The sequence below is a fragment of the Paraburkholderia sp. MM5477-R1 genome (assembly GCF_050436385.1).
GTDB classification, from domain to species: Bacteria; Pseudomonadota; Gammaproteobacteria; order Burkholderiales; family Burkholderiaceae; genus Paraburkholderia; species Paraburkholderia tuberum.
This window is the reverse complement of sequence record NZ_JBNDMC010000005.1, coordinates 751,197-777,597: the sequence shown is the minus strand read 5'-3', so window position 1 is coordinate 777,597 and position 26,401 is coordinate 751,197. Positions and strand designations below refer to the sequence as shown.

The 26,401-nt window shown below is 64.2% G+C and carries 24 protein-coding genes; 19 read left to right on the top strand and 5 right to left on the bottom strand.

The genetic code is table 11. The annotated features are described in order from the left end of the window. The first annotated feature begins 682 nt into the window (after positions 1-682). The 4 genes from OKW35_RS15915 (at position 683) to OKW35_RS15900 (ending at position 4,169) form a co-directional block, all read left to right on the top strand. Positions 683-1,021 (top strand): P-II family nitrogen regulator, encoded by a 339-nt coding sequence (locus OKW35_RS15915; RefSeq protein ID WP_429552526.1) that lies wholly within the window; start codon positions 683-685, stop codon positions 1,019-1,021. Positions 1,022-1,049: 28 nt separating this feature from the next. Next, positions 1,050-2,444 carry an ammonium transporter gene (locus OKW35_RS15910; protein WP_429402368.1) on the top strand — a complete coding sequence of 465 codons (1,395 nt, stop codon included), beginning with the start codon at positions 1,050-1,052 and terminating at the stop codon, positions 2,442-2,444. Between the two features lie 51 nt (positions 2,445-2,495). Next, positions 2,496-2,867, top strand: a complete 372-nt coding sequence (locus OKW35_RS15905) for a hypothetical protein (protein WP_260321070.1) — start codon at positions 2,496-2,498, stop codon at positions 2,865-2,867. Between the two features lie 135 nt (positions 2,868-3,002). Next, complete coding sequence (locus OKW35_RS15900) at positions 3,003-4,169, top strand: porin (protein WP_184058858.1); 1,167 nt, start codon at positions 3,003-3,005, stop codon at positions 4,167-4,169. Between the two features lie 217 nt (positions 4,170-4,386). Here the strand turns inward: OKW35_RS15900 and OKW35_RS15895 are convergent, their stop codons facing one another. Together OKW35_RS15895 and OKW35_RS15890 are read right to left on the bottom strand one after the other, a co-directional pair. Next, complete coding sequence (locus tag OKW35_RS15895) at positions 4,387-6,177, bottom strand: hypothetical protein (protein WP_429552525.1); 1,791 nt, start codon at positions 6,175-6,177, stop codon at positions 4,387-4,389. A 327-nt stretch (positions 6,178-6,504) separates the two neighbouring features. After that, positions 6,505-8,445, bottom strand: a complete 1,941-nt coding sequence (locus OKW35_RS15890) for a sigma-54-dependent Fis family transcriptional regulator (RefSeq protein WP_187611871.1) — start codon at positions 8,443-8,445, stop codon at positions 6,505-6,507. Between the two features lie 439 nt (positions 8,446-8,884). On the opposite strand from OKW35_RS15890, the gene OKW35_RS15885 reads away from it, so the two are divergent. The 6 genes from OKW35_RS15885 to OKW35_RS15860 all read left to right on the top strand — a co-directional run bounded on the left by OKW35_RS15885 (position 8,885) and on the right by OKW35_RS15860 (position 15,826). After that, a complete protein-coding gene (locus OKW35_RS15885; protein WP_429552524.1) occupies positions 8,885-9,940 on the top strand; it encodes an ATP-NAD kinase family protein in 1,056 nt (351 codons plus the stop codon). An 82-nt stretch (positions 9,941-10,022) separates the two neighbouring features. Next, a complete protein-coding gene (locus tag OKW35_RS15880) occupies positions 10,023-11,006 on the top strand; it encodes a thiamine pyrophosphate-dependent dehydrogenase E1 component subunit alpha (protein ID WP_184058848.1) in 984 nt (327 codons plus the stop codon). A gap of 136 nt (positions 11,007-11,142) precedes the next feature. Beyond that, positions 11,143-12,147 carry an alpha-ketoacid dehydrogenase subunit beta gene (locus OKW35_RS15875; protein WP_184058847.1) on the top strand — a complete coding sequence of 335 codons (1,005 nt, stop codon included), beginning with the start codon at positions 11,143-11,145 and terminating at the stop codon, positions 12,145-12,147. A gap of 3 nt (positions 12,148-12,150) precedes the next feature. Continuing rightward, a complete protein-coding gene (locus OKW35_RS15870; RefSeq protein ID WP_429552523.1) occupies positions 12,151-13,260 on the top strand; it encodes an acetoin dehydrogenase dihydrolipoyllysine-residue acetyltransferase subunit in 1,110 nt (369 codons plus the stop codon). A 5-nt stretch (positions 13,261-13,265) separates the two neighbouring features. Further along, entirely contained in the window at positions 13,266-14,234 is a 969-nt protein-coding gene (gene lipA / locus OKW35_RS15865) for a lipoyl synthase (RefSeq protein WP_429552522.1), read from the top strand. 188 nt (positions 14,235-14,422) lie between these two features. Beyond that, the gene (locus OKW35_RS15860) at positions 14,423-15,826 is read left to right on the top strand and encodes a DNA-binding protein (RefSeq protein WP_429552521.1); all 1,404 of its coding nucleotides are present in this window, start codon (positions 14,423-14,425) and stop codon (positions 15,824-15,826) included. Positions 15,827-15,983: 157 nt separating this feature from the next. Here the strand turns inward: OKW35_RS15860 and OKW35_RS15855 are convergent, their stop codons facing one another. From OKW35_RS15855 to OKW35_RS15845, 3 genes are all read right to left on the bottom strand, one after another. Then, positions 15,984-17,027 carry a porin gene (locus tag OKW35_RS15855; protein WP_429552520.1) on the bottom strand — a complete coding sequence of 348 codons (1,044 nt, stop codon included), beginning with the start codon at positions 17,025-17,027 and terminating at the stop codon, positions 15,984-15,986. A gap of 149 nt (positions 17,028-17,176) precedes the next feature. Continuing rightward, positions 17,177-18,484 carry an MFS transporter gene (locus OKW35_RS15850; protein WP_187611877.1) on the bottom strand — a complete coding sequence of 436 codons (1,308 nt, stop codon included), beginning with the start codon at positions 18,482-18,484 and terminating at the stop codon, positions 17,177-17,179. 252 nt (positions 18,485-18,736) lie between these two features. Beyond that, positions 18,737-19,330: a TetR/AcrR family transcriptional regulator gene (locus OKW35_RS15845; RefSeq protein ID WP_018422052.1), complete on the bottom strand. Its 594-nt coding sequence runs from the start codon at positions 19,328-19,330 to the stop codon at positions 18,737-18,739. Positions 19,331-19,643: 313 nt separating this feature from the next. Between OKW35_RS15845 and OKW35_RS15840 the strand changes: the two genes are divergently transcribed. The 9 genes from OKW35_RS15840 to OKW35_RS15800 are packed head-to-tail and all read left to right on the top strand — an operon-like array spanning position 19,644 to position 26,400. After that, positions 19,644-20,957, top strand: a complete 1,314-nt coding sequence (locus OKW35_RS15840; protein ID WP_429552519.1) for an aromatic ring-hydroxylating oxygenase subunit alpha — start codon at positions 19,644-19,646, stop codon at positions 20,955-20,957. 13 nt (positions 20,958-20,970) lie between these two features. Beyond that, positions 20,971-21,378, top strand: coding sequence for a hypothetical protein (locus OKW35_RS15835; RefSeq protein ID WP_184058835.1), 408 nt, complete (start codon positions 20,971-20,973; stop codon positions 21,376-21,378). Between the two features lie 52 nt (positions 21,379-21,430). Next, positions 21,431-21,835 (top strand): cupin domain-containing protein, encoded by a 405-nt coding sequence (locus OKW35_RS15830; protein ID WP_018422048.1) that lies wholly within the window; start codon positions 21,431-21,433, stop codon positions 21,833-21,835. A 12-nt stretch (positions 21,836-21,847) separates the two neighbouring features. Beyond that, positions 21,848-22,198: a cupin domain-containing protein gene (locus tag OKW35_RS15825; protein ID WP_187611878.1), complete on the top strand. Its 351-nt coding sequence runs from the start codon at positions 21,848-21,850 to the stop codon at positions 22,196-22,198. A gap of 9 nt (positions 22,199-22,207) precedes the next feature. Continuing rightward, positions 22,208-23,539 carry an NAD(P)/FAD-dependent oxidoreductase gene (locus OKW35_RS15820; RefSeq protein WP_429552518.1) on the top strand — a complete coding sequence of 444 codons (1,332 nt, stop codon included), beginning with the start codon at positions 22,208-22,210 and terminating at the stop codon, positions 23,537-23,539. Further along, complete coding sequence (locus OKW35_RS15815; protein ID WP_429552517.1) at positions 23,536-24,180, top strand: nuclear transport factor 2 family protein; 645 nt, start codon at positions 23,536-23,538, stop codon at positions 24,178-24,180. Before OKW35_RS15820 ends, OKW35_RS15815 begins: the two co-directional genes overlap by 4 nt. Beyond that, complete coding sequence (locus OKW35_RS15810; RefSeq protein ID WP_429402377.1) at positions 24,177-25,046, top strand: dihydroorotate dehydrogenase electron transfer subunit; 870 nt, start codon at positions 24,177-24,179, stop codon at positions 25,044-25,046. Before OKW35_RS15815 ends, OKW35_RS15810 begins: the two co-directional genes overlap by 4 nt. Continuing rightward, a complete protein-coding gene (locus OKW35_RS15805) occupies positions 25,040-25,978 on the top strand; it encodes a dihydroorotate dehydrogenase (RefSeq protein WP_018422043.1) in 939 nt (312 codons plus the stop codon). Before OKW35_RS15810 ends, OKW35_RS15805 begins: the two co-directional genes overlap by 7 nt. After that, positions 25,975-26,400, top strand: a complete 426-nt coding sequence (locus OKW35_RS15800) for a non-heme iron oxygenase ferredoxin subunit (protein WP_429552516.1) — start codon at positions 25,975-25,977, stop codon at positions 26,398-26,400. Before OKW35_RS15805 ends, OKW35_RS15800 begins: the two co-directional genes overlap by 4 nt. Position 26,401 lies beyond the last annotated feature (1 nt).

Sequence of the window (26,401 nt, the reverse complement as noted above, 5' to 3'; positions counted from 1 at the left end):
GGAAGCCCTCGACGGGATCATCGGGGGTGACGAATGCCTCAGGAAGTCAACCGAATGTTAGGTTCACTGAACAGTAGCCGACCCGATTCCCTCGACCGCTCGCGCCGCCTCGACGGCAATTTTCAAGTCGAAGCGGGTACCGCTTCGAAAATAGGCCGGTGTATAGCGTGTTCGGGGCTTTGCGAATGCTACGGAGTCACGGGATCGTGACAACAAACGCAAATCCTGTTTCCCTCCGGGTCGCGGAAGTACGCCCCCGTACTTTGCACGTTATTACGGCGGAGTTGCGCTCGACCTCTTGAACGCTCCGCGAGCGTCGGGCGTGCGAGTGGAAACCTGGAAGCTTCGATTAATGAATATGTAATGACAAGCGGCAGAACCGTGCACGCATGCCCCCGATTGGACGGACGACGGGAAAACGCGCTCGCACATGGTGCCTGGGTACATCCAGTCCGTACGCCGAATTCCGCTAAGAAGCCTTCTGACAGGTCAACTGCCCAATCCCGCTCCGTTCCTCACAATATCCATCCGAGCGCCATAGGACCCGAAGCGCGGCTCCTCCGATAACTCCCCGCTCCAGTACCCGCAGTGCAAATGGCATGACAGTTGCTTTGAACGTCTCCGCGCTGAGCCACGGTCATTCGCGGCCAACATCGGGATCGACGGTCAACGGAGAGGCAAATTGAAACTAATCAGTGCGGTCATCAAGCCATTCAAGCTTGATGAGGCTCGAGAAGCCTTGTCATCGCTTGGCGTCTCTGGAATCACGGTTACGGAGGTGAAGGGTTTTGGGCGTCAGAAAGGGCACACCGAACTGTATCGGGGCGCGGAGTACGTCGTCGATTTCCTGCCGAAAGTGAAGATCGAGGTCGCCGTCCCGGACGACATGGTCGATCAGGCTATCGAGGCGATCGAGCGTGCGGCGCGTACCGGAAAGATTGGTGACGGGAAGATCTTCGTGACGCCGATCGAACAGGTGATTCGGATCCGCACCGGCGAGACCGGCGCCGACGCCCTATAAAAAAACACTGGGATAAGAGGAAAGAAAGATGCGCAAACTGTTGATGACGTTGTTGATGGCCGGCTCATTGCTCGCCGGCGGGCTGGGCTCCGCATTCGCGCAAGACGCCTCGGCGCCCGCGGCCGCCTCCGTGCCGGTCGCGCAAGCGTCCGCGGCTCCAGCGGCACCGGCCGCCCCGACCGCACCGTTCTCGGTCGATTCATCGAAGATCAACTCCGGCGACACCGCGTGGATGCTGACCTCCACCGCGCTGGTGCTGTTCATGACTATCCCGGGTCTCGCGCTGTTCTACGGCGGCATGGTCCGCAAGAAGAACGTGCTCGCGACGCTGATGCAAAGCTTCGCGATCACCTGTGTCGTGACGATCGTCTGGACCGTGGTCGGCTACAGCCTCGCGTTCACGCCGGGCAGCTCGTTCATCGGCGGCTTCTCGCGCGTGTTCATGACGGGCATGAACTACATCAAGGGCGACAAGGCCACGACGCTGACCGTCAGCCATCTCGCGCCGACGATCCCCGAGACGGTCTACTTCGTCTACCAGATGACCTTCGCGATCATCACGCCGGCGCTGATCACCGGTGCGTTCGCGGATCGCATGAAGTTCTCGGCGATGCTGGTGTTCATGACGCTGTGGTCGATCATCGTCTACTCGCCGATCGCGCACATGGTGTGGGAGCCGAGCGGCTGGCTGGCTAGCGCGGGCATCCTCGACTTCGCGGGCGGCACGGTGGTGCACATCAACGCCGGTATCGCGGGCCTGGTCTGCTGTCTGGTGCTCGGCAAGCGCGTCGGCTATGGCAAGGAAGCGATGGCGCCGCACAACCTGACGCTCACGCTGATCGGTGGCGCGATGCTGTGGGTCGGCTGGTTCGGCTTCAACGCGGGTTCGGCCGTGGCAGCGGATGGCCGTGCCGGCTTCGCGATGTTCGCGACGCAGGTGGCGACCGCCGCGGCGGCGCTCGCGTGGATGTTCGCCGAATGGGCAGCCAAGGGCAAGCCGTCGGTGCTCGGTATCGTGTCGGGCGCGGTCGCGGGTCTGGTGGCGATTACGCCGGCGTCGGGCTTCGTCGGCACGCTCGGGGCGCTCGTGATCGGTATCGTCGCGGGTGTGGTCTGCTTCTGGGCGGCCACGTGGCTCAAGCACAAGCTCGGTTACGACGATTCGCTCGACGCGTTCGGCGTGCACTGCGTGGGCGGGATCGTCGGTGCGCTGCTGACCGGCGTGTTCGCGGTCAAGGACATCGGCGGCGCGGACGGTGACGTGATGCTGCAACTCAAGGGTGTCGCGACGACGCTGATCTACAGCGGGGTGGTCTCGTTTGTTCTGCTCAAGGCAATCGACGCAGTGATGGGGTTGCGTGTCGCCGAGGAAGAAGAGCGCGAAGGACTGGACCTGGTGCTGCATGGCGAGGCGGTCGAATAACGGTTGCGCCGCGGATGGAGCGGGTACGACGGTCACTTTCCGTTCGCGGGGGTGGCCGCCGGTACTGCCGAAGCTCGCCCGGACGAGCGAGGAGGTCGTGCCGGGTTCGAGCAACCGGATTTCCGCCAGCCGATGAAAAAGAATAATCAGCAGCATGTTGTCGTACTGGTCGTTCTCATATCGCAAATCGCCTTTTTGGCAATGTTCGCATTCGCCGAACCTGTCGTCAGGCATAACAGATGGCTCGCCGCAGGATTCGGATTCGACTTTTTATTCGGGCTGATTCTGTCGGTCGGCTTTGTCGGGATGTGGCGCACGCGCGCCGTCGATTCAGATTTTCTCGGATTTCTTCTGGCCAATCCGGTTGATCTGGCGATCGTGATTGCGACCGCCGGTCAGCTAGTGGCCATTCTGCTTGTTTGATGCGCTTGGAAAGCACATTTCGATTTAGAAGCAGCTCGGCGCGAGCTGACCATCCCAGGTGGAATGTCCCGGGATGGAACTCCAATTAAGAAAAAGCTGTTCTATTTTTCTGTAGTCGCAAATGGGGCATAAGACATGAAAAAAACCTTGCTGGCAATTGGGGTCCTCGGCGCATTTTCGGTTTCCGCGTATGCGCAAAACAGCGTGACCCTGTACGGTCTTATCGACACGGGACTCATCTATACCAACAACCAGGCCGGTCATAGCAATTGGCAAATGGCGACCAGCTCCACGCAGAATACGGTGTTTGGCCTCAAGGGTACCGAAGATCTGGGAGGTGGTGTTCGTACGATCTTCAAACTCGAGCAGGGCTTCAATCTAAACAACGGTAGCCAGGCGTTTCCGGGTGACGCCTTCGGTTCTCAGGCCTGGGTCGGGTTGCAAAGCGACAATCTCGGCACCGTGACGTTGGGCCGCCAGTTCGATGTGCTGAACGACCAGCTCGGACCGATCACCGCGGGGAGCAACACGTGGGGTGGCAACCTCGCCGCACACCCGTTCGAGAACGACAACCTGGCGGCTGATTCGGTGGTCGTCAACAACTCGGTCAAGTATGTGAGCCCGACCTATGCCGGCGTGACGTTCGAAGGCATGTATTCGTTCAGCAACAAGGCGGGAGGATTCGCTGACAATCGCGCGTACGGCTTTAGCGTAGGTTATGCGCAGGGCCCGGTGAATCTTGCTGGCGGGTACCTGCAGTTCAATAACGCAGGTGGTGGCGTATCGGCCACGAATCCGAATGGGGCAATCGCGCAGGGCGACGGCAGCGCGAACTTCATCGCGGAGCGCCAGCGTATCTGGGGCGCCGGCGGCAATTACACGTTCGGCCCCGCAACTGTCGGATTCGTGTGGAGCCATACTCAGATCGACAACATGGCGGGCGTCATCTCGCTGGGCCTCGGCAGCTATCTGCCGCTTGGCGGTAATCTGCGATTGGACAATTACGAGGTGAACGCACACTACTCGGTGACGTCTGCGTGGAGCGTATCCGGTGCCTATACGTTCACTGACGGTGCTTACAACCAGGGGGCCACGAAGGCCTCTCCAAAATGGAATTCGGTCATGCTGCAGACCGACTATTCGTTGAGCAAGCGTACCGACGTGTACCTGGAAGGCGTCTATCAGCATGTTCATGGCGCGCCGGCGGATTCCGTGCTCGCAGATGCGATGATCAATACCCTCTCGCCATCGTCGACGGGCACGCAGGTCGCGGTCACCGTGGGCCTGCGACACCAGTTCTGATCTTCTGATTGCACGAATCGTGCGCTGTAGCGATGCGGCTGTGGGCGTAATGTGGTGCACGGACACAGCCGCGTTGCAACAGAGGTCGCCTGACTCGCAACTCGTCGCCCCGGGCTAGGAGACCTATCGCGGTCTCGGCCGGGACGGGTTATCCGTCAACGTCTCGCGCCGGTCGAATCGACCGTAGGCAGCGCGCGGACTCAGCGAGTGCGGACGCTCAGCTATCGGGATGGCTCGCGACAAAACTGGCGAACGCATTGTACGGAAGCCCAAGCGCCGTGCCGTTGATCATCAGACCGTAAGTTGCGTCCCCGCTATCGAGCTCGTAATACATCGCCGATTGAATGTTCTTCGTCTTTCTCGCCTGATAGTAAGTGAGCAGGCGCGACGTGATGTAGTTGGCCCGGTACGCCTCGGTCTTCTCCGGTCCTGTGTTCCATTCCGAGATCACGAAGGGGACGCCATATCGGGCCTTGCAATAGGTGGGCAAATCGAAGCCCGGGCCGGACCCGTCGGAGCCGATATCGAAGATGTCGCCGTACACCTCGTAGTTGTGCCACGTAGTCAAGTCCCACCTGACGGTCGGATGGCCGCTCGTGCCATCGGGCTGCTTGCCATCCCACAGAGCGTCGGATGCGCCGGTGTCCGCGACGCAAAAGTTGACGCCGCATTTAGCATCCGCCTGCACCGACTTGACCCCGTCGATCATGCCGCGCATCACGCCGCGCATCAGCGGCCAGTTCGCATTGTTGAAGTCGACGACACTCGTTCCTGCGTTGGTGGAGTCGAGAATGATCCCGTTCGCGCGCGTCAGTTCGTTGCCGCATTCATACAGGGTCACGCCGTAGGGTTGCAACGCCGTCGCGACAGTTACCGCGCAATTGAAGCCGCGTGTGTAGGCGGCCGATTCGCTCGTGAACAGGTTGCCGTTACCGTCGTAGATGCCGGCATCGATCAGCACGAAAAGGGTCAAGCCCGCTGGCTGGAATGCTTGTGCCAACGCCACGACCGCGGCGAGTTGCGGTGCGTAGTCGGTACAGCTGAGCCGGTACGTCGAGCAGCCCAGGGCTTGCATGATCGACACGAGCTGCGACGTGGAATACAAATAATCGTAATGCCCGTTGATACCGTGAAACGAGCCGGCCGGCGCCGCGGTCGCGATGCGCGGATCGTTGCACGGCAACCATTCATCCGCATCGGCGCACACGTAGAACTGACCGCCGGTCGATTGTGCCCAGAACTTGCCGCCGTACCACAGCAGAAGCGCAGCATTCGACATCGTGCCGACGGCACTCCGATTGCGGTACACGACACCGTTCACGACGGTCCATATCGTGCCGACCTTGTCGATCAGATACGACGCGGGCGGGATCATGGTGCCGTCGGCGGAGGTGCCGCCCAAACGTGGGTCATTGCACGACTGCCATCCCGAACCATTCCATCCGTAAAATTGGCCGCCGGTTCCCTCGTGATAGATCGTACCCCCGTACCAGAGTATCAACGAGACGTTGTAGGTGTTGCCCGCCGCGACACCGTTCCTGTAGACAGATCCGCCGACCAGGGTCCACGACGCGTTCTGACTGTCGATAATCACCGTCGCCGGGGGGATGGTCGTGTTCTGTGGCGAAGCGTTCGAAGCGTTGCCGGGTGACCCCGAGTTCGGGTCCGATGGTGCGCCAGAACTGTCGCCCGAGGTCGAGCCGGAGGTACCGGTGGACGCCGTTCCAGTCGAGGCGGTCGGCGACGAGCCGTTCGCCACCGTCGTCGTGCCGCCAGTCGAAGTCGTAATGCCGGAACTGGTCGTGCCCGTCGAGGTCGCGATACCGGAGGTTGCCGTGCCCGTAGAGGGTGCCGCCGTCGTGCTCGACGGGTTCGTGGAATTGCCCGTGGAAGAGCCGCCGGCATCCGCAGTACCGCTATCACCACCACCACCACCGCCGCACGCGCTCAATACGACGCTTCCGCCGAGCGCAGTGAGACAACCAAGAAATTGACGTCGCGCAATCATGACAATAGCGCGAGCTGCCGCGAGGGCGGCCCGCAAGGAATCCGGAGAGAAGTTGGGGAGTCCTTCGGGTCGCGAGTGCGTCGCGTGAGCCGTTCAGGACATTCGATGCGCGGTCGTGGGTGGTCTCGCGTTGCGACCGATCACTGAGTCCGGCAAGTCATGCCTGTCTGTCGGCACAAACTGCGCATGGGAGCAGGGTTGTGCCGAAATAAAATCTTTTCGCTCGCGATGGACGAACCGCGAAAAGATTTCACTCTGCGGGTGAGGGCGTGGGAATCGGACGCTGTCTGCACAGCGGCAGACTCAGACGGGCGATCGCAATGCCGCTTATGTGCGATGCGGCCCGACGATGCCCAGCCGCGCGATGCGCCGGTACAGCGTCGCGCGCGATATGCCTAATGCCAGCGCGGCGGCGTTAGGCCGCCACTGGCAACGCGTGAGTGCCGCGACGATCCGTGCCCGCTCGTCGTCGGCGCTGGCCGGCGACGTTGAGTTCGCCGCGAGCGCCGGCGTGACGGCGGGCGCGAGTTGCGCCGCGAAGTCCGGCGATACGTGCCGCAACTCGACGCGAGCCGAATCGCAGACCGCGCACGCATATCGCAGCACGTTGCGCAGTTGCCGGATGTTGCCGGGCCACGAAAAAGCGGCAAGACGCCCGGCGAATTGCGGATCGAGCATCAGCACATGCGTGGCCGCCTGGGCTTCCTCGTTGAACACCGTATCGATCACATCGCGGATATCGGTGCGCTCGCGCAGCGGCGGTATGCGCAGCGTTGCGCCGCTCAGGCGATAGTAGAGATCTTCGCGGAACGATCCAGCTTCGACCATCTGCATCGGATCGCGGTGCGTCGCGCAGATCACGTCGATATCGACGCGCACCGGCGTATCGCCGCCAAGCGGCACCACTTCGCCCTCGGCGAGTACACGCAGCAGGCGTGTTTGCAGGCCGAGCGGCATGTCGCCGATTTCGTCGAGAAACAGCGTGCCGCCATGCGCGAGGGCGATCTTGCCGCGCGCGCCGCGACTGCGCGCGCCGGTGAACGCGCCAGGCGCATAACCGAACAGCTCGCTCTCGATCAGCGGCTCCGGAATCGCGCCACAATTCACGGCGACGAACGGCCGCGTGCGCCGCGAACCCGAGTCGTGCACCGCGCGCGCGAACACCTCCTTGCCGACACCGGTTTCGCCGAGCAGCAGAACCGGGAGCCGCTTGCCGGCGATCCGCAATGCGACTTGCGCGTTGCGCGCGATCCGTTCGTCCGAGCTGTGCAAAAAGCGGCTCATCGCGCCGATGCTGCTGTCCGCATGCGGATCGGCCGGCCGTGTCGCGAGGAGCGGGCGAGCCGCGCGTCTCATCGGCGCGCGAATGCGGGCATACAGCATCGCGCCGGTCGCGCGCAGCCGCAGCGCCACGATCATGTCGGTGCGCGCGACGTCGTGCAGACGGACCTCGGACGTGTCGAATATCTCGTCGATGTGACGCGGCCCGTCGAGCCCCGCGATGCTCTCGTGCGCCTTGCGGTTCGCGGCGGCGATGTTGCCGCATTCGTCGAATGCGATCAGTGCTTCGGGCTGTGCTTCGACGAAATGGCGGCTTTGATGGCCGAACAGGATCCAGTGCTGCGCGGTCTGATTCAGAAAGTAGCCATCCTCGATCAAGCTCGCGCTTTGCCGCACCAGCTGAAAAACCAGCCCTTGGCTGTCGCGGTTGTCGGGCGATCGAATCGCCGATGCATCGAGCACGCCGATCAATTCGCCGGTCGGCGCGAAGATCGGCGAAGCGCTGCACGTGAGCGTCGTGAACGCGGCCCGGAAGTGATCGGTCTTGTGCACGGTGATCGGCGCGAGATCGGTGAGTACGTTCGCGATGCCGCAGGTGCCTTCTTCGCGCTCGGACCAGCACGAGCCGATATACAGCCCCGCATGCTTGAAATCGTTGCGCCGGTCGCGGTCGATCCGATAGTCGATCGTGACGCCGTGCGCGTCGGACAGCATCACGCAATAGTCGGCGACACGAATCATTTCGTGCAGCCGCGTCAGGCACTGGCCCGAGGCGCGCAGAAAGGCTTCCTCCTTGCCCTGGACTTCGCGCAGTTCGGCGGACGTCAGCACGCGCGGGCCGATCACCGAACTGGGGTCGAGCCGGTACTGCTCGTACGAACGCTGCCACGACGACACGAGGCGCGACGAATTGGCAGGAGCCGGCAAGCGTCCTTCGATGGCCCCGCGTACGCGATCGACGTGCTGCGTTTGAGAAACATAGGGCATGGCCGGCTCCAGGCGAGCGACACCGAGTAGGGCGCGTCCCTGTCTTGTAGCACATCCACACTGAGCGATCACATTGCGGCGCAGCACGTCAGGGGCGTGAGACGAACGTCTCAGCGATGAGCGAGACGCTGGTCGCATCGAGCAAACCCTTGTCTGGCGCGGTACCGCGCAAGCGTCGCGACGTGCTGTGAGTCTCGCACCACGTCGCGGGACGGGCCCGTGAGACACAGTGAACTGCGCGGCGCAGGTCTGATGAAAGCGGCCGCGACCGTCCGACCTCCGCGTCCACCCCGTGAATAGGGCGCTTTCGGCGCGTGCGCACGACGCACAAGCAACTGGCCCGACCTTTGCAGTATCGCTGGCAGACAAGCAAACGCGAAAGCAAGCGCGCTTCATCACAGCAAGTCCGCTTCGCTACTCGCGCACAGGAGACAAGCCCGTGTCATCACCCATCACCGTCGGCGTGATCGCGAACCCGGCATCGGGCCGTGATATTCGACGCCTCACCACGCACGCTTCGGTGTTTCCGACCGCCGAGAAGGCGAACATGGTCGTGCGCCTGCTCGCGGGCCTCGGCATGCTCGGCGTCGCTCGCGTGCTGACCTTGCGCGACCGGACCGGTGTCGCTGCACTGGTACTGCGTGCGCTTGAAACGCACGCGGCCGTGGCCGAGCCGCAGCCTTGGCCGACCGTCGAATTTCTCGAACTGCCGATCACGGACAGCGCGGCCGACACCCATGCGGGTGTCGCGCGGATGGTCGGGTTGGGTGTCGATCTGATCGCGGTGCTCGGCGGCGACGGCACGCATCGCGCGGTTGCCGCGCATTGCGGCGAGGTGCCGCTGCTGACGCTGTCGACGGGTACCAACAACGCGTTTCCGGAACTGCGTGAAGCGACGGTGGCGGGCCTCGCGGGCGCGCTCGCCGCTTCGGGGCTCGTGCCGCCCGAGGTCGCGCTGACGCGCAACAAGCGTCTCGTGGTCCGTTGCGTCGCGGGCCCGAACAAGGGGCGCGAGGAAATCGCGCTGGTCGATGTGTGCGTGAGCCGGCAGCGTTTCGTCGGTGCGCGAGCCGTCTGCGAGCCGGCTGATATCGAAGCGCTGTTTCTGACCTTCGCGGCGCCGGATGGTATCGGCCTGTCGTCGATCGGCGGCGCGTGGGCGCCGGTCGAGCGGGGCGCGCCGTACGGGCTGCATCTGACGTTCGCGCGCGCGGGCGAATCCGGCGTGCCGATCTTCGCGCCGCTCGCGCCGGGCCGTGTCGATCGGGTGACGATGCGCACCTGCGAGCGCTTCGAAGCGGGCTGCTGGACGCCGCTGCATACCGAACGAGGGACGCTCGCCTTCGACGGCGAGCGCGAGATCGAGCTCGAACGCGACGACCGCTACGAGATCGCGCTCGACTGGGCGGGACCGCTCACCGTCGATGTCGGCCGCACGCTGCGCTATTGCGCGTCGCGGCAGTTGATGCGTGAAGCGGCGGCGCGTCGGAGGTAATCAACTCAGGAGGAAGCGAACGCCTGAAGCACAGCTGGCTGAAGTAGCAGTGACCATCGAGATCATTCCCTGGAGACACACCATGTCTGTATCGACGCAGTTGAGCAAGGAAAAGCTGCTGGAAGCGTACCGGATGATGCGCACGATCCGCGAGTTCGAGGAGCGCCTGCACGTCGAATTCGCCACCGGCGAGATACCCGGCTTCGTGCATCTGTATGCCGGCGAGGAAGCGTCGGCGGTCGGCACGATGATGCATCTGAACGACGCGGACTATGTCGCCACCACGCACCGTGGTCATGGCCACTGCATCGCGAAGGGCGTCGACGTGCCCGGCATGATGGCCGAAATCTACGGCCGTAGCACCGGCGTGTGCCGCGGCAAGGGCGGCTCGATGCATATCGCCGATCTGTCGAAAGGGATGCTCGGCGCCAACGGGATCGTCGGCGCGGGCGGTCCGCTCGTGTGCGGCGCCGCACTCGCCGCGAAGCTCAGGAAGACCGGCGGCGTCGGCGTGTGCTTCTTCGGCGACGGTGCGTCGAACCAGGGCGTGATCTTCGAATCGATGAATCTCGCTTCCGTCTGGCGCCTGCCGGCGATCTTCGTCGCGGAGAACAACGGCTATGCGGAGGCGACCTCGTCGACGTGGTCGGTCGCGGCCGACAACATCGCCGACCGCGCGAGCGGCTTTGGCATGCCCGGCGTGATCGTCGACGGCTTCGATTTCTTCGCGGTGCACGAGGCGCTCGGCGCCGCGATCGAGCGGGCGCGCGGCGGCGGTGGCCCGACGCTCGTCGAAGTGAAGCTGTCGCGCTATTTCGGTCACTTCGAGGGCGATGCGCAAACGTATCGCGCGCCCGGCGAAGTGCAGAAGCTGCGCGACGAAAAAGACTGCCTGAAGCGTTTCGAGGAGCGCGTGGTGCGCGCCGAAATGCTCAGCACCGACGAACTGCGCGGCATCGATGCCACGGTGAAGCAGTTGATCGACGGCGCGGTGACCGAAGCGAAGGCCGCGCCTCTGCCGACGGCCGCCGACCTGCTGACCGACGTCTACGTGTCCTATCCGTAACCCGCGGCGCAAAACCATTCAATCTTCAGCTTTACATGGGATCGGAATAAGTGCGTTGCATGGGACCAGAGTAAGCGCTAAAGCGCCAACTCTGTTCGACAGCTAAAGCGCTAACTCCGATCGACAGGAGACAGTCATGGCAAGGAAGATCACGTTTTCTCAGGCGATCAACGAAGCGCTGAGCCAGGAGATGGCGCGCGACGAAACCGTCATCGTGATGGGCGAGGACAACGCGGGTGGCGCTGGGTCCCCGGGCGAACAGGATGCGTGGGGCGGTGTGCTCGGCGTGACGAAAGGACTCTTTCACAAGTATCCGGGGCGCGTGCTCGACACGCCGCTGTCCGAAGGCGGCTTCATCGGCGCCGCGGTCGGCGCGGCCGCATGCGGCATGCGGCCCGTCGCCGAGCTGATGTTCATCGATTTCATGGGCGTGTGCTTCGACCAGATCTTCAATCAGGCCGCGAAGTTTCGCTATATGTTCGGCGGCAAGGCGCTGACGCCAGTCGTGATCCGCACGATGCAGGGCGCTGGCCTGCGCGCGGCCGCGCAGCACTCGCAGATGCTGACGTCGATGTTCACCCATATCCCCGGCCTGAAAGTGGTGTGCCCGTCGACGCCGTACGACGCGAAGGGCCTGTTGATCCAGGCGATTCGCGACAACGACCCGGTCATCTTCTGCGAGCACAAGCTGCTGTATGGCCGCGAGGGCGACGTGCCGGAAGAGTCGTATGCGATTCCGTTCGGCGAAGCGAACGTGGTGCGCGAAGGCGACGACGCGACCATCGTGACCTATGGCCGGATGGTTCACCACGCGACCGATGCCGCCGAAAAGCTCGCGAAAGAGGGCATCCAGGTCGAGGTGATCGATTTGCGCACGACCTCCCCGCTCGACGAGGAAACGATCCTGGAAAGCGCCGAGCGCACCGGGCGCGTCGTCGTGGTCGACGAGGCGAATCCGCGCTGCTCGATCGCGACCGATATCGCCGCGCTGGTCGCGCAGCGCGCGTTCCATTCGCTGAAGGCGCCGATCGAACTCGTGACCGCGCCGCATACGCCCGCGCCTTTCGCAGGCGTGCTCGAAGATCTGTATATCCCGTCCGCGGAGAACATCGCCGTGGCCGTGCGGAAAGTAAGGAGCTGAGCAATGCCGATTCACATGATCACGATGCCCAAGTGGGGGCTGTCGATGGAGCAGGGACAGGTCAACGGCTGGCTGAAGGAGGTCGGCGAAAAAGTCGCGAAGGGCGACGAGATACTCGATGTCGAGACCGACAAGATTTCGTCGGGCGTCGAGTGCGCTTTCGACGGCACGCTGCGCAGGCAGATCGCGCAGCCGGGCGACACGCTGCCGATCGGCGCGCTGCTCGGCGTCGTCGCCGACGAAGCGAGCTCCGAGGCCGATATCGATGCGGCGGTCGAGGCGTTCCAGCGCGACTTCGTGCCGGCCACCGCGGACACGGCGGAGGCCGGACCGCAGCCGCAAAAGGCGCAGATCGGCGGGCGCACCGTGCGTTACCTGAAGATCGGCGACGGCGGCACGCCCGCGGTGCTGATCCATGGTTTCGGCGGCGATCTGAACAACTGGCTCTTCAATCACATGGATCTCGCCGCGCACCGCGCCGTGTGGGCGCTCGATCTGCCGGGGCATGGCGAGTCGGGCAAGGCGGTCGACACGGGCAGCCTCGACGAACTGGCCGACAGCGTAATCGCGTTTCTCGACGACCGGGGCATCGAGCGCGCGCATCTCGTCGGCCATTCGATGGGCGGCGCCGTGTCGATGACGCTCGCCGCGAAGGCGCCCGAACGCGTCGCCTCGCTGGCATTGATCGCGGGCGCGGGGCTCGGCGACGAGATCAATCGCGAGTACATCGAAGGATTCGTCGAGGGCAGCAGCCGCAACGCGCTGAAGCCGCATCTGGCGAAGCTTTTTGCCGACGGGTCGCTGGTCACGCGGCAACTGATCGAAGACATCGTCAAGTACAAGCGGCTCGAAGGCGTGAACGACGCGCTGCGCAAGATTGCCGCGTCCGCGTTCGAAGGTGGCGTGCAAAGCCGCGTCTATCGCGAGCGGCTCGACACGCTTGCGCCGCGCACGCTGGTGATCTGGGGCGCGCAGGACCAGATCATTCCGGCCGCGCACGCGCAGGGGCTGCCCGCTCAGGTGCGTGTGCACGTGATCGACGGCAAAGGACACATGGTGCAGATGGAGGCTGCATCGGAGGTGAACCGCCTGCTCAACGAGTTCTTCGGATAACCGCGATGGACGCCGCTCCTCATACCGACAGCCTCACGGCGCTTGGCCAGCATGGCAAGCGCAACCGCGACAAGCTCGCCCGCATTCCGGTGAAGATCGTGCCGGCGGACCATTCGACCGTATTGCCGAAGCCGCCCTGGCTGCACGCGCGGCCGATGATGAGCGAAACCGTCGCGGGCATGGCGGCGGTGCTGCGCGAGCACAGCTTGCATTCGGTCTGCGAGGAGGCGATGTGTCCGAACATCGGCGAGTGTTTCGCGCAGCGCACGGCGACATTCATGATCATGGGAGGGGTCTGCACGCGGCGCTGTGCGTTCTGCGACGTCGCGCACGGACGGCCGCAAGCGCTCGACGACGACGAGCCCGCGCGGCTTGCCGACGCCGTCGCGGCGCTCGGGCTGCGTTACGTCGTGATTACATCGGTGGACCGCGACGATCTGCGCGACGGCGGCGCCGCGCACTTCGCGCGTTGTATTGCGCTCGTGCGCGAGCGCGTGCCGGGCATTCGCGTGGAAATCCTGACGCCGGATTTTCGCGGGCGAATCGACCGCGCGCTCGATGCTCTGTCCGTGGCGTGGCCAGACGTTTTTAATCACAACCTCGAGACGGTGCCGTCGCTGTACCGGGCGGCGCGGGCAGGCGCGGACTACCTCGGCTCGCTCGAACTGCTATCGCGCGCGAAACGCCAGAACGCGGCGGTGTTGACCAAATCCGGCCTGATGGCCGGGCTCGGCGAGACCGACAGCGAACTGCTCGCGACGATGCGTGATCTGCGTGCCCATGACGTCGACGTGCTGACGATCGGCCAGTATCTCGCGCCGTCGCGGTTTCACATGGCGGTGCGGCGATACGTGCCGCCCGCGACGTTCGACATGCTACGCGACGAAGGTTTGAAGATGGGGTTCATGGAAGTGGTGTCGGGGCCGCTCGTGCGTTCGTCGTATCACGCGGATCGGATCGCCGGAAAGCTCTGAATGCATGTGTGCCGGACCTTTGGTGGCGCAATCCGATGAATACCTCCCCGTAACCTCGGCTTTTCGAGCGATTGACCGCCGGGGAAGTACTCGACAATTCGTAGGTATGCGAGGCGAGTCCCAGCGCGGGGCCGCCTCCCGAACGACGAAACGGTATTCGTCACCACGTGCACTTTGTCGAGGCAGGCATGTCAAGCAACATTACGATCACGGACGAACTCGTCGCTGAAATCGCAAACCGGTTGGCCGAAGAAGGCGAGAAGGTGTCTCCGGTAGCCATCTGGTCCGAAGTCCATACAGGCTCGGTGGTCGCGGTGGCCGCGGCATTGCGCAAGTGGCGTGAAACGCGCGCCCCGCGGGTGCCGCAGGTCGTCGAACGTCCGGCTTTGCCGGAAACCGTGACCGACACCATGCGCGATGCGCTCGACCGGCTGTGGAGCTCAGCGCAGGACGAAGCTGAACGCGCGGTGGCGCGACGCCTCGCCGCGATGCGCCAGCGTGTCGAGGACGCCAGCAACGAGCGCGACGACGCGCTCGCCGAGCTGCAAACCACCGTCCAGGAACTCGATGCGCTGCAAGTCGAACTGGATAAGATGACGAGCGCCTACGACGAGAAAGTCGACGCAGTAGCCGGGCTCGAAGAGGACATTGCGCTCGCCGTGCAACGGACCGACGCGGCGGAGAAGCGCGCGCAGGAACTTGCTGAGCGCGTTTCGCTCCTCGAAGCGGAACTGCAGAGCGCGGAACTGGCCGCGGAGCGCCGAGCGCTTTCGCACGAGGAGACCGACGCCGCGGGCGAGGGCGAGGTGGCGAACGAGTCGGCTGGGTCAGTCGTCGCAACGCCGGCCGACGAAACGGAGCGTGCGGCGCTGGAAGCGGCGCATTCCGAAGCGGTCGCTCGTCTTCAAAGCGAGCTCGAAGCGATTCGCGCGGAGCTGCAGGCCGAGCAGGAAGCGCACGCGGCCCGCCGGGAAGAGGTCGCGGGCGCGCAGGCTGAACGCAATGCCGCCGCACTTGAATTGCAGAATGTCCAGACGCAGATCGCCAGCCTGACCGATGAGCGTGACGCGGGCGCCTCCGAAATCGCGAGACTGTCGGCCAGCTTATCCGAAGCGCAGGAGCGTGCCGACGCGGAGCAGCAGCGCGCGGCCGAGCTGGCCGAAAGCACGGTGGCGAGCGAGAACGTCGCGGGCCTGGAGTCGGCGTCGCCGGTGACTGCCGACTCTCAGCAGCTCGAGGCATTGAAGGCGCAGATGACGCGCGACGCGGACGCGCATGCCGCCGCAATTGCCGAAGCGCGGGAGACCGTCAGGAAATGGTCCGACTACTCGAACGCACTGAAGCAGCAACTGGCTCAGGCGAATGAAAAAATGGTGGTCGTCCTTGCCCGTGGCGCGGGTGAAGCGACATTGAGCCGCCGGCTTGCCGCTGAACTGGGCCAGATCAAGCCGGAGCATGAATTGCTGCGCAAGGAGATTCAGCAGCAGGTGCTCGTCGAAACGATCAGCGCTCAACTCGAGAAACAAGGCTACCGCTACGACGAGAAGACGGGTGCCGTGTCGAAGCTGAACACCGAAACCTCGCCAGCGTGACGGGATCGTTGATGGGATGGCGGCAGCGCCGATCGATTTTCTCTGTGCGCGGGAAGCCGGTGCCGTCGCATCGCGATGCAACCGTTCTCCCAGGTCGTTACCGGTGCACCCATATGCGACTTGCTGTCGTCGATCGAAGCACCGGTCGCAAGCTCAGTCAGAAGAAGTGCTGCACGCCAATGCGCACCGACGCCTGATCGCTGGGCGACGACGGCGACAACGAGAGCAGCGCCGCTTGCGCGCCGCCACCCGTGTGCTGATAGGTCAGCTCGGCGTAGAGCATGGTGCGCACCGAAAGGTGATACAGGTTCGAGAGACCGGCGGTCGTGTAGGGCTTTCCGCCGAACCACGTGCGGTAGCCGCCGAGCAGCACGGTGTCGAATGGCGTGACGTTCCAGTCCACGCCTAACTCAGTTGTTGTAGCACGCGTCGAATCCGTATCGCTGGCGATTTTCACCGTATCGACGACAGCGTGAAACGCCCATTGGCGATTGGGTATATACGTGCCGGCCACACCGAAGATCTCGGTATTGCGCGCCTTGAATGGCGTGCCGCCGGTAAGGTCCTGTCCGAGGAAACTGGCGTAGCCAAGCGACGTATTGAAGGCGTACGACTTGTCGCGGGTGTCGCTATATACCGCGCCCAGTTGCAGCGCCGAGGACTTGTAGAGGAGCGCGCCGCCTACATAGCGGCCCTGTCCCGTCGAAGGATCGGTGAAGCCGTACATCGCGCGCGCCGACACTCCATGCCACGGATTGCTTGCGTACTTCACAGTGTTGTTCACGGGGGTGACCGCATCGTTGTCGATGTTGGCGGGGCGGTACAGCAAGTAGTTGTACTGGACAGCGCCGTTCGCGTTGGGCAGAAGCACATCGTCGGTCAGATCCCACTGCCTGCCGAGTGTGAGCGTGCCCCAACGGTTGTCGGAAAGCCCGACGAAGGCCTTGCGGCTGAACAGTACGCCCGAAGTCGCGAAAGCGCCCGTATTCGAGAAGAAACCGTTCTCCAGCTGGAATACGGCTTTCGATCCACCCCCTAGATCTTCCGAGCCTTTGAAGCCGAACTGGTCGGGCACGCTGATCGGCCCCATGACGACTTGCGAGCTTCCCTTCGCATTGGTCACGTAGCCAACGCCTTCATCGATGCTGCCGTACAGCGTGACGCTGCTTTGCGCATGTGCGGACGATGCTGTCACACCCATGCACAACATCAGACAACTCAACGAAACGTAAGGGGTACTGATTGCGGATGCGAAAGGATTAGGTAACGGTCTCATGCCGATGGCAGGTAGGGGAAAAGAAGGAGGAGGAGATCAGGTCGCAGGCCGGTTTGCACCGGCTCTGCGGCGTGTCATGCGTGGCGCGGCCTGCACAGAGCGATGGCGAGCGCGGCGACGAGGGCCGATGCGGCGAAGGCGATGAAATTCAGGCGCACGTCGAGATGCGACGCGGCGAACCACGCGCCGAGCATCGGCCCCGCCATCGCGCCGATCCGGCCTATGCCGACTGCCCAGCCCGTCGCGCTCGCTCGTGCGAACGGCCGGTAGAAGCTTGCGATATAGCCGAGCTGCACCATCGCCACCCCGATACTGCCCAGCCCGGCGAGCGCCACCAGCGCGTAGTTCGTGAACACGCCGCCCCTCACCGTCAGTCCGCAGATCGCGAGCGCGCCGATCACGTAGCCGCCGACGATCGTCTTGCGCGGGCCGAGCCGATCACCGACGCGGCCGATCAGAATGCCGCCGATCGCCGAGGAGAGCATGAAGACCGCCAGAAACGACAGGCTCGAGCCGAGGTCGTAGCCGAGCTTGCGCATCAGTTGCGGCAGCCAGGTGCCGAGCCCGTAGATCACGAGTACCGCGGCGACTTGCGCGAGCCACAGACAAAGCGTCGACCACCAGTTGCCGTGCGAGAACACCTCGCCGAACACGACGCGCAGCGAAGGCTTGGCCACCGCCTCGACAGGAATGCTGTCGAGCGACGCGATCGACAGGCCGAGCCGTTGCGCGAGCTCATCGGCCTCGCGTCGCTTGCCGCTCGCCATCAGATAGGCGAGCGACTCGGGCAGCAGCTTGATCAGCACGGGAAGGGCGAGCAGCGGCAACGCGCCTACTGCGACGACGAAGCGCCAGCCATGCGACGCGAGAAACGCCATCCCGATCACAGCGGAAACCAATGCTCCGATCGCGTAGCCTGAATACATGATGGCGAAATTGAGGTTGCGCCTGGGCGCCGGCGAGTATTCGACCGTGAGCGCCGCCGCCGCGGAAATGACGCCGCCGAGGCCGAGTCCACCGATGAAGCGCATCACGCTGAAAATGAACGGCGTGGGCGCAACGGCCGCGCCCAGCATCGACAGCGAGAACAGCGCCACGCACGCAATCAGCAGACGTTTGCGGCCCATCAGGTCGGTCAGAACGCTGATGAAATACGAGCCGAACAGCGTGCCGAACAGCGCCGCGCTACTCATCGCGCCGACTTCGATCGGCGTGAGCTTCCACACCGGGTCGGCGAGCATCGACGGAACGATAGTGCCCATGACGCCGATGTCATAGCCTTCGGTCACGATCGTAAGGAAACAAAGGGCCAGCACGCGGCGGGTGGTGCGCGCGGGCGGGTCGAGTGCGAGTGCGAGAGGACTTTCGGAGATGGCCGCCATGGGATGACTTTTTCGAACGAACTACCGGAAAGATCAGGCAAGCACGATGCCAGTCCCTCGTGGATGACCTCGTGGCCGAAAGCGCGGATCACGTGTCTATCCGCGCTTTGTGCGGCTTGCCCGCCCGGCGCAGGCGGAAGCTGTTGTCTGCGCTCGAATACAGAATGACATTCTATTTTCGAGGCGTCAAAGATTTCAAAATAAATTTAGGCGTGGTTCGGGAAAATCCTGGGTCGAGGCCGCGTCGCCTGCTCAGCTTACGTCATGTCGCGGCGCCTCGCCCAATAGCAGCGTGGTCATGAGCGCGGTGATGCGCTGGATGTCGCGGTGATCGCCGATACGCTGATTGATCACGAAGCCGTCGAACGCCATCCAGATCACGTGAGCGAACAGGTCGCCGCCGAGGGCCGCGACGCGCTCGGCGGGCAGCGCGTCTTTAAGGAGCTGCGTGAGGAAATTCTCGACCGATACGAGCAGATTGTTCGGTTTCGCGAGACCCGCGGGCGCGCTCGCGAGTGCGTCGATCAACGAGTTCGCGAAGGCGTTGTCGGCGGCCGGGATGTCGTCCCAGATGCCCGCCAGGATGCGCTCGATCTTTCTGCGCGGACCGTTGAGCAACGCCACTTCGCTGCGCAGCCGATGCAATTGCTCGATCAGCCAGGGCTCGTAGATTTCATAAAGGATGACGAGCTTGGAGTCGAAGTAGACATACAGATTGGCGACCGTGGTGCCCGCGAGACGGGCGATTTCGGTCATCGTCGTGGCCGAATAACCCTTTTCACTGAAGGCGTTGAACGCGGCCGTCAAAATGGCTTCCCGCTTGACGGCTTTTTTGATTTGCGGCACTTGAGGGCTCTCTATCGGAAGGGCGGTGGTCGGTTCGGGGCATTCTATCAAGCCGCCACGCCCACGCCGGTGCGTGTCGGACGCTGCCGACCGCGACTTCCATTTCGATACAGCCTTGCTGCTGAAAGAGCCTGCGTGCGGCTTGCGCGATCAACTCATGCTTCCCGTGTTTCATTACATCGCACCTGTTCGGATTCGCGCGGACATGCCCCCGCGTTTCGCGAAATCAACAAAAGACACTTGACGATCAAAATTTTTCAAAACAGAATACCATTCATTAATAAATGACATTCGTTTTTGAGGTGAAGCTATCGTGTCCACGACCTTGCTGTCCCCCGAAGTCCCCGCGCCGGCAGGCACGCTGACCGGCCGGTATCCCGAACTCGGCTCCGGTCCGATCCCGGTCGAGCCGTACATTTCGCCGCAGTACTACGAGCGCGAGAAGCAACACATCTTCAAGAAGACGTGGCTGCAGGTCGGTCGGGTGGAGGAGATTCCGAAGCCGGGCGACTACTTCGTGAAGGACCTTGCCGCGTGCGACACGTCGATCATCGTGGTGCGCAATCGTCAGGGCGAGATCCGCGCCATGCACAACGTGTGCGCGCACCGCATGAACGAAATCGTCTACGACAAGTGCGGCAACACCCGCAAATTCTTCTGCAAGTTTCATGGCTGGGCCTACGACCTCGACGGCAAACTCACGGGTGTGCCCGACGAGAAGTGCTTCTTCGGTCTCGATCGCGAGCAGTTCGGCCTCTCGCGTGTGGCGTGCGAAGTGTGGCAAGGCTTCATCTTCGTGAACATGGACCCGAATCCGCCGGTCTCGCTCGCGGATTACATGAGGCCGATGTTCGGCGACATCGAGGGCTATCCGTTCGATAAGCTCACCGCTGGCTTCGGCTGGCAAACGGTCGTCAACTGCAACTGGAAGCTCGCGCTCGACGCGTTCCAGGAGGCGTATCACGTCGCCTACGTGCACGGCAATTCGATCGCGGACGCGATCGACAAAAGCGACAACGAAAGCATGCCGCCGCTCGACGCGCTGTGCGGCGAATTTCATCGGCGGCTCTCGCTGGCGGGCAACCAGAAGTCCGTCTATGGCAACCCGAAGGCGGTGACCGAGGGCGGCGCCGCCGCGCAGAACGCGTTGTCCGAGCAGGGACATAAACGCCCGATCGCGGCGGCGGCATTGCGCGCGGGCATCGGCAGCGCGAAGCACGCGTTTGCGCTCGACGCGCTGCCGTCAGGCGTGAACTGGACCAGGAGCCCGAACTGGCTGTTCGACATGAACATCGTGTTCCCGGACTTTTACGTTTCGCTGCGTCCGAACTATTGCCAGGCGTACAACTTCCGTCCGATCTCGCACAACCAGACGCTCGTCGACGCACGCGTGTACTACCCCGAAATGACGACGCCCGGCGGCCGCTTCTTCCTCGAATACATGAAAGTCGCGCTGCGCGACGTGCTGCTCGAAGACTTCAGCACGCTCGAACGCACGCAACGCGCGGCCGAAACGGGCGCGAAAAAAGTGATGGTGTTGCAGGACAACGAACTGCTGGTGCGCCACGCGTATCACGTCGTCGAACGGATGCTGGCGCAAGGCGTCGCGGCCGGTGCGACGGTTTAACCAGGAATCGAACATGAGCACCGCAATGCCTACCCAGCCGGTCAATTTCGTCAGCAGAAAAGCGCCCGTCGCCCGCACGTTGCCCGCGGGTTTCGAGTCGCTCGCGCCGTTCGTCGACATCTGGGCGCTCGAGACCGAAACCGCACGCAACGCGCAACGCCACGCGGTCGGCATGGAAGCCATTCTTGCGTTTCGCGACGCGATCCTGCCGCAGGTCGACGACGTCGTCGCATATCTGAACGGCTACGCGCTCGCGACGCTCGATGAGCATCCCGAAGCGATGACCTTGATGTACCTGCTGCTGTCGCTGGCCGAGATCGCGCCTGCAATCGAGTTCTATAACCAGCCGGCCGTCATCGACGGATACGAGTCCGCGCGTTTTCGCGCCGACGAGACTTTTGTCATGCGTCCGCTGCCCTGAGCGTTGACGCGATCGGCCGGTGCGTCCGGTCTGAACCTGAAGGAGACAGCAAATGGCGAAATGCCGCGTGTTTGGCATCGATCACGGCCTGAAGACCGTGGTCGAAAACGGCCTGTACATGAAGACGATGATCGGCGCGACGATGAGTGTTGCGGTGATCAAGTTCGTCGAGCAGGAGGGTACGAATCTGCCCGCGAAGGCGCACGATCACGGCGAGGAAGCGTCGCTGCAGGTGCTCGGTTCGTGCTCGATCTTCGAGGTGCGGCCGGACACGCCCGACGTCGAGCGCACGCTCGCGCAAGGCGACGCGATGATCATTCCCGCAGGCCTCAGTCACTACGGCAAGAACTGCTACGGCGCGCAAGGCGTGAGCATGCGCTTGAACGTGGTGTCGCCGCCGCGCGCGGAATATGGCGCGCAGGACGACACGCCGTATTACCCGCTCGCCAATCGATGATGAGGGATGCAAATGAATAATCGCGCTGACAATCTGGCCGGCGACATCGCGCAATGCACGGCAGTTCAGGCAGGTGAGCGCTGGCGCGATCCGCACGCGGAGAGCCAAACGGTGCGCGCGCAAGGCGCGCTGTTGAGCACGGAGTTCGCGGTGTTCGAGCCGAGCGAAGTGCGCGACGAGGTAGCGGGAGCGCGCGGCGAGGAAGTCGTCGCGATTCTCGAAGGCCAGTTCGATATCGATGCGGCCGGCGAGCATTACCGGCTCGTCGCGGGCGAGGCGATCCTGATTCCGCCGCGCGAGCCGCGTCGCTTTACGTGCATCGGCGCCAAGGGCGTGCTGTATCGCGCCGGGACCAGTGTGTGAGATCCAATCATGAAGCACGATCCATTTGAACCGGATGATGTGAAGCACGTCGTCGTCGTCGGCGCGGGCCATGCTGGCGGACGCGTCGTGCAGCATCTCGTGTCGGTGGGCTTCGCGGGGCGCATCACGCTCGTAGGCGACGAGCGTCATCCGCCCTACGAGCGGCCCGCGCTCTCGAAGGAATGGCTGACGAGCGAAACCGAGCCGACGCTCGCGGCGTCGCCGCTCGTTCTGGCGCCCGCAGCGTTCTGGGAGCCGTCGGCGTTGCGCGATGCGCGCATCGACCGCCTGCACGAACGTGCGGTCGCGCTCGATGCGACTGAGCGCGTGCTGACACTCGCGAGCGGCACCCAGGTGCGGTTCGATCGCCTGGTCGTGGCGACGGGCGGCGCGCCGCGCGACGGCGCGATTCCCGGCGCGAACCGGCCCGGCGTACACCTGCTGCGCACGGTCGACGATAGCCTCGCGCTGCGCCGCGGGCTGCGCGAGAGCCGTGGCCTCGCCATCATCGGGGCAGGCGTGATCGGCATGGAAGTGGCGTCGTCGGCGCTCGAGCTCGGCGTGCCGGTGACGGTGCTCGAAGCGGGCGAGCGCGTGCTCGCCCGCTGCCTGTCCCCCGTGATGTCCGAATGGCTGCTGCGCGAGCATCGTGCGCGCGGCGTGCGGGTGGAACTGGGGGTCGCCGTCGAGTCGATCGCGGACGCAGCGCAAGCGGCGCAACTTGCCACCGACGGCACGCGCTATGTCGTGCGTTGCAAACTCGTCGACACCGCGCAAACGCGATCACGCGAAGCCTTCGACGTCGCCGCCGACACGATCCTGATCGCGATCGGCGTCGATTGCGCGCCGGCGTTTCTCGCGGGCACGGGGCTCGCGGGACGCCAGGGCGTCGACGTCGACGAAACCTGCCGCAGTCCGCATGCGCCGTGGCTTTACGCGGTCGGCGACGTCGCGCATGTGCTCGATGGCGAGAGCGAGCGCGGTGGTCTGCGTCAGGAAACGTGGCGCAATGCCGAGAACCAGGCGCTCGCGGTCGCGCAGACCCTGATCGGCCGCGCGCAGGCGTATCGCGAAACGCCATGGATGTGGACCGATCAGCTCGGCAACAACATCCAGGTCGTCGGCCAGCCCGATCCGCGCGACGAGGTCGTGCTGCGCGGCGAACCGGGCGCTGGACCCTGCGCGGCGCTGAGCATGCGCGACGGTCGCATCGTCGCGGGTGTGCTCGTCAACGCGGGCCGTGAGCGGCGCTTCCTCGAAAAGCTTGTCGCCAGCGCGATGCCCGTGGACGTCGCGCGCCTCGCGGACCCCGGCACGTCGCTCAAGGAGCTTGCCGGATGAGCGCGATTTCGATGGGAATGGCCGACGCACGTACCCGCAACGACACGCCCACATACAGCGGCGCGCAGATGGCAGCGCTTGCGGAACGCGTCGAACGGCTCGAAGCGATCGAAGCGATTCGCGCACTCAAGGCGCACTACGGCGCGCTCGCCGACGCGAAGTACGGTGGCGACTACCGCAAGCTCGACCGCGAAGCGCTCGCGGACATCGCACGCCAGCAAGCGGCCTGCTTCACCGGCGATGCCGTCTGGGCGGGCGGCAACGGTTTCGGCGGCGACCTCGTCGGACGTGAAGCGATCGAGCGCTGGTTTCTCGATTCGCCGTGGCGCTTCGCGATGCACTACTACGTCAGCGAGACGCTCAAGGTGGATGTCGCGCGCGGCGTGGCACAGGCGAACTGGCGGCTGATGCAGGTGGCGCTGCGCGAGGACGCGGACACGCGCGCAGGCGCGGTGTGGCTGGGCGCGGTCACGACCGAACACTACCGGCGCGACGCGGCGAGCGACCTCTGGTTGATCAGTTACATGAAATTCGAAGCGCTCCACATGATGACCCTGGCGGATGGGCCGCTGCCGATCGCCAGCAATTTCGCGGACCTCGACGCGCTGCGCGTCGACCGCACCGAGGACAATCAGTCATGACAGAAGTCATTGCGTCGCCCTGCGCGACCCATACGGATTCTTGCCGCGGTACTGTCGCGCTCGATATCGCCGAGCACGCGTGCCGCGTGCTGCAGAACATACCCGTCAACGCGGAGTATCGTCACATGATCGTCGCCGCGCCGATCGGGGCCGCGCTCGCGCAACCGGGCCAGTTCTTCCATCTCGCGTGCCCGCCGGGCGCCGCGGGCACGTCGTTTCTGCGCCGGCCGATGAGCGTCTACGGCGCCGATCCGCTGCGGCACACCGTCGAGTTTCTCTACAAGGTGCAGGGTATCGGCACGCAAGGGCTGGCGACGTTGCGGCCAGGCGACACGCTCGATGCGCTCGGACCGCTCGGTCGTGGCTTCGAATTGCCTGAAGAGACGCGCCATGTCTTGCTGCTGGCGCGCGGGGTAGGCCTTGCGACGCTCGCGCCACTCGCGGCGCATGCCACCGCGCGGGGCGCGTGCGTGAGCGCCGTGCTAAGCGCGCGCAGCCAGGCCGTGGTGATGTCCGCCGAGCGTTTGCGCGTGGCGGGCGCGACGGTTCATATCGTCACCGACGAAGACGGCAGCAGCGATCCCGCGCGCGTCGCAGCGCAACTCGAAGCGCTGCACGCCGAAGCGCCGTTCGACTTCCTGTCCACCTGCGGCTCGAACCGGCTTCTGATGCTGCTCCAGAAGCTCGGCAAGTCGTGGGGCGTGGCGGGACAAACCGCGATCGAGCAGCACATGGGTTGCGGAATCGGCTCGTGCTATGCGTGCGTGCGTCCATTCCGCGCGCATGCCGATTCCGACCGTCTGACCTTCCGGCGCGTGTGCTGGGAGGGCCCCGTGTTCGATTTGCAGGAAACGACATCATGGTAGATCTGAGCGTCAAGGTGGGCGGACTCACGCTCGCCAATCCCGTCATGCCCGCGTCCGGCACTTTCGCGGACGGCAACGCGCGCGTGTTCGATCTCAATTGCCTCGGCGCGATCGTCACCAAGACGATCACCGCCGACATTCGCGAAGGCGTACCGCCGCCGCGGGTCGCCGAGTTCAAGGACGCGACGCTGTTTTCGATCGGTATTCCGAGCAAGGGCGCCGACTATTACATCAATACGACGGTGCCGTTCTACCAGCGTTATACGCCGCCGATCGTGGGCAGCATCTCCGCGAATTCGGCGGCCGAGTTCGGCGAGCTGGCGGGGCGCATCGGTACGAGCGGCATTGCGGCGATCGAGGCGAACGTGTCGTGTCCGAACCTGAAAAAGAACGGCAAGGCGTTCGGCATGGACCCCGAGGCGACGTATCAGGTCGTGCGCGCGATGAAGTCGAGCACCCGCGTCCCCGTGTGGGTCAAGATGACGCCGAACGCCGGCAACCTGGTCGAAGTCGCGCTCGCCGCGCAAGCCGCCGGCGCCGATGCACTGGTGTGCTGCAACGCGATTCTGGCGATGGCGATCGACGTGCGGACCTTCAGGCCGCGCGTCGCGAACGTGATGGGTGGCCTGACCGGCGCCGCGACCAGGCCGATTCTGCTGCGCATGGCCCACCAGTGCGCCGAGGCCGTCGAGATTCCCGTGATCGGCTGCGGCGGCATCAGCACGGCGGAAGACGCGATCGAGTTCATGCTCGCGGGCTGCGCAGCGGTCCAGGTCGGCACCGCCAACTTCATTACGCCGAACGCGATGCCGCGCGTGATCGACGGGCTGCGTGCGTTCTGCGAGCAGCGCGGTCTCGCGCGCGTCGCGGACCTGATCGGCGCGATGCAGCGTCATGACGTGATCAATCTGCAAAAGGACTATGCGCTATGAAGGTCATTCCTATTGCCTCGGTATGCGGGCGCACGGTTCGCGCGCCTGCGCACGCGGCTGAGGCGGCGCTCGCGAGCGGCGGGGCGCCGGCGCTATCGATGGCCGCCGACGCGTGGCATCTGGTCGGCGAGCTCGATCGGTGTTTTGACGGTAACGATTGTCTGGGCGTGACGATCGACACCGTGAAGGTCGGCTTGTTTCGCGTCGCCGGCGCAATCCATGCGCTCGACGATATCTGCACGCACGGCAACGCGTTGCTGAGCGAGGGCCTGCTCGACGGTCACGAGATCGAATGTCCGTTGCACGCCGGCCTCGTCGACGTGCGCACGGGCAAGGGCACGACCGCGCCGATCGTGCGCGATACGCGGCGCCATGAGGTCCGGATCGACGGCGGCAATCTCTACGTTCGGCTGCGCCGCTGAG

Bases quoted from the DNA above. Each gene is read 5' to 3' on its own strand.
- OKW35_RS15910 (WP_429402368.1), top strand. From the start codon at position 1,050: ATGCGCAAACTGTTGATGACGTTGTTGATGGCCGGCTCATTGCTCGCC.
- OKW35_RS15900 (WP_184058858.1), top strand. From the start codon at position 3,003: ATGAAAAAAACCTTGCTGGCAATTGGGGTCCTCGGCGCATTTTCGGTT.
- OKW35_RS15895 (WP_429552525.1), bottom strand. From the start codon at position 6,177: ATGATTGCGCGACGTCAATTTCTTGGTTGTCTCACTGCGCTCGGCGGA.
- OKW35_RS15890 (WP_187611871.1), bottom strand. From the start codon at position 8,445: ATGCCCTATGTTTCTCAAACGCAGCACGTCGATCGCGTACGCGGGGCC.
- OKW35_RS15880 (WP_184058848.1), top strand. From the start codon at position 10,023: ATGTCTGTATCGACGCAGTTGAGCAAGGAAAAGCTGCTGGAAGCGTAC.
- OKW35_RS15875 (WP_184058847.1), top strand. From the start codon at position 11,143: ATGGCAAGGAAGATCACGTTTTCTCAGGCGATCAACGAAGCGCTGAGC.
- OKW35_RS15870 (WP_429552523.1), top strand. From the start codon at position 12,151: ATGCCGATTCACATGATCACGATGCCCAAGTGGGGGCTGTCGATGGAG.
- lipA (WP_429552522.1), top strand. From the start codon at position 13,266: ATGGACGCCGCTCCTCATACCGACAGCCTCACGGCGCTTGGCCAGCAT.
- OKW35_RS15860 (WP_429552521.1), top strand. From the start codon at position 14,423: ATGTCAAGCAACATTACGATCACGGACGAACTCGTCGCTGAAATCGCA.
- OKW35_RS15855 (WP_429552520.1), bottom strand. From the start codon at position 17,027: ATGGGTGTGACAGCATCGTCCGCACATGCGCAAAGCAGCGTCACGCTG.
- OKW35_RS15850 (WP_187611877.1), bottom strand. From the start codon at position 18,484: ATGGCGGCCATCTCCGAAAGTCCTCTCGCACTCGCACTCGACCCGCCC.
- OKW35_RS15835 (WP_184058835.1), top strand. From the start codon at position 20,971: ATGAGCACCGCAATGCCTACCCAGCCGGTCAATTTCGTCAGCAGAAAA.
- OKW35_RS15830 (WP_018422048.1), top strand. From the start codon at position 21,431: ATGGCGAAATGCCGCGTGTTTGGCATCGATCACGGCCTGAAGACCGTG.
- OKW35_RS15825 (WP_187611878.1), top strand. From the start codon at position 21,848: ATGAATAATCGCGCTGACAATCTGGCCGGCGACATCGCGCAATGCACG.
- OKW35_RS15820 (WP_429552518.1), top strand. From the start codon at position 22,208: ATGAAGCACGATCCATTTGAACCGGATGATGTGAAGCACGTCGTCGTC.
- OKW35_RS15815 (WP_429552517.1), top strand. From the start codon at position 23,536: ATGAGCGCGATTTCGATGGGAATGGCCGACGCACGTACCCGCAACGAC.
- OKW35_RS15810 (WP_429402377.1), top strand. From the start codon at position 24,177: ATGACAGAAGTCATTGCGTCGCCCTGCGCGACCCATACGGATTCTTGC.
- OKW35_RS15805 (WP_018422043.1), top strand. From the start codon at position 25,040: ATGGTAGATCTGAGCGTCAAGGTGGGCGGACTCACGCTCGCCAATCCC.
- OKW35_RS15800 (WP_429552516.1), top strand. From the start codon at position 25,975: ATGAAGGTCATTCCTATTGCCTCGGTATGCGGGCGCACGGTTCGCGCG.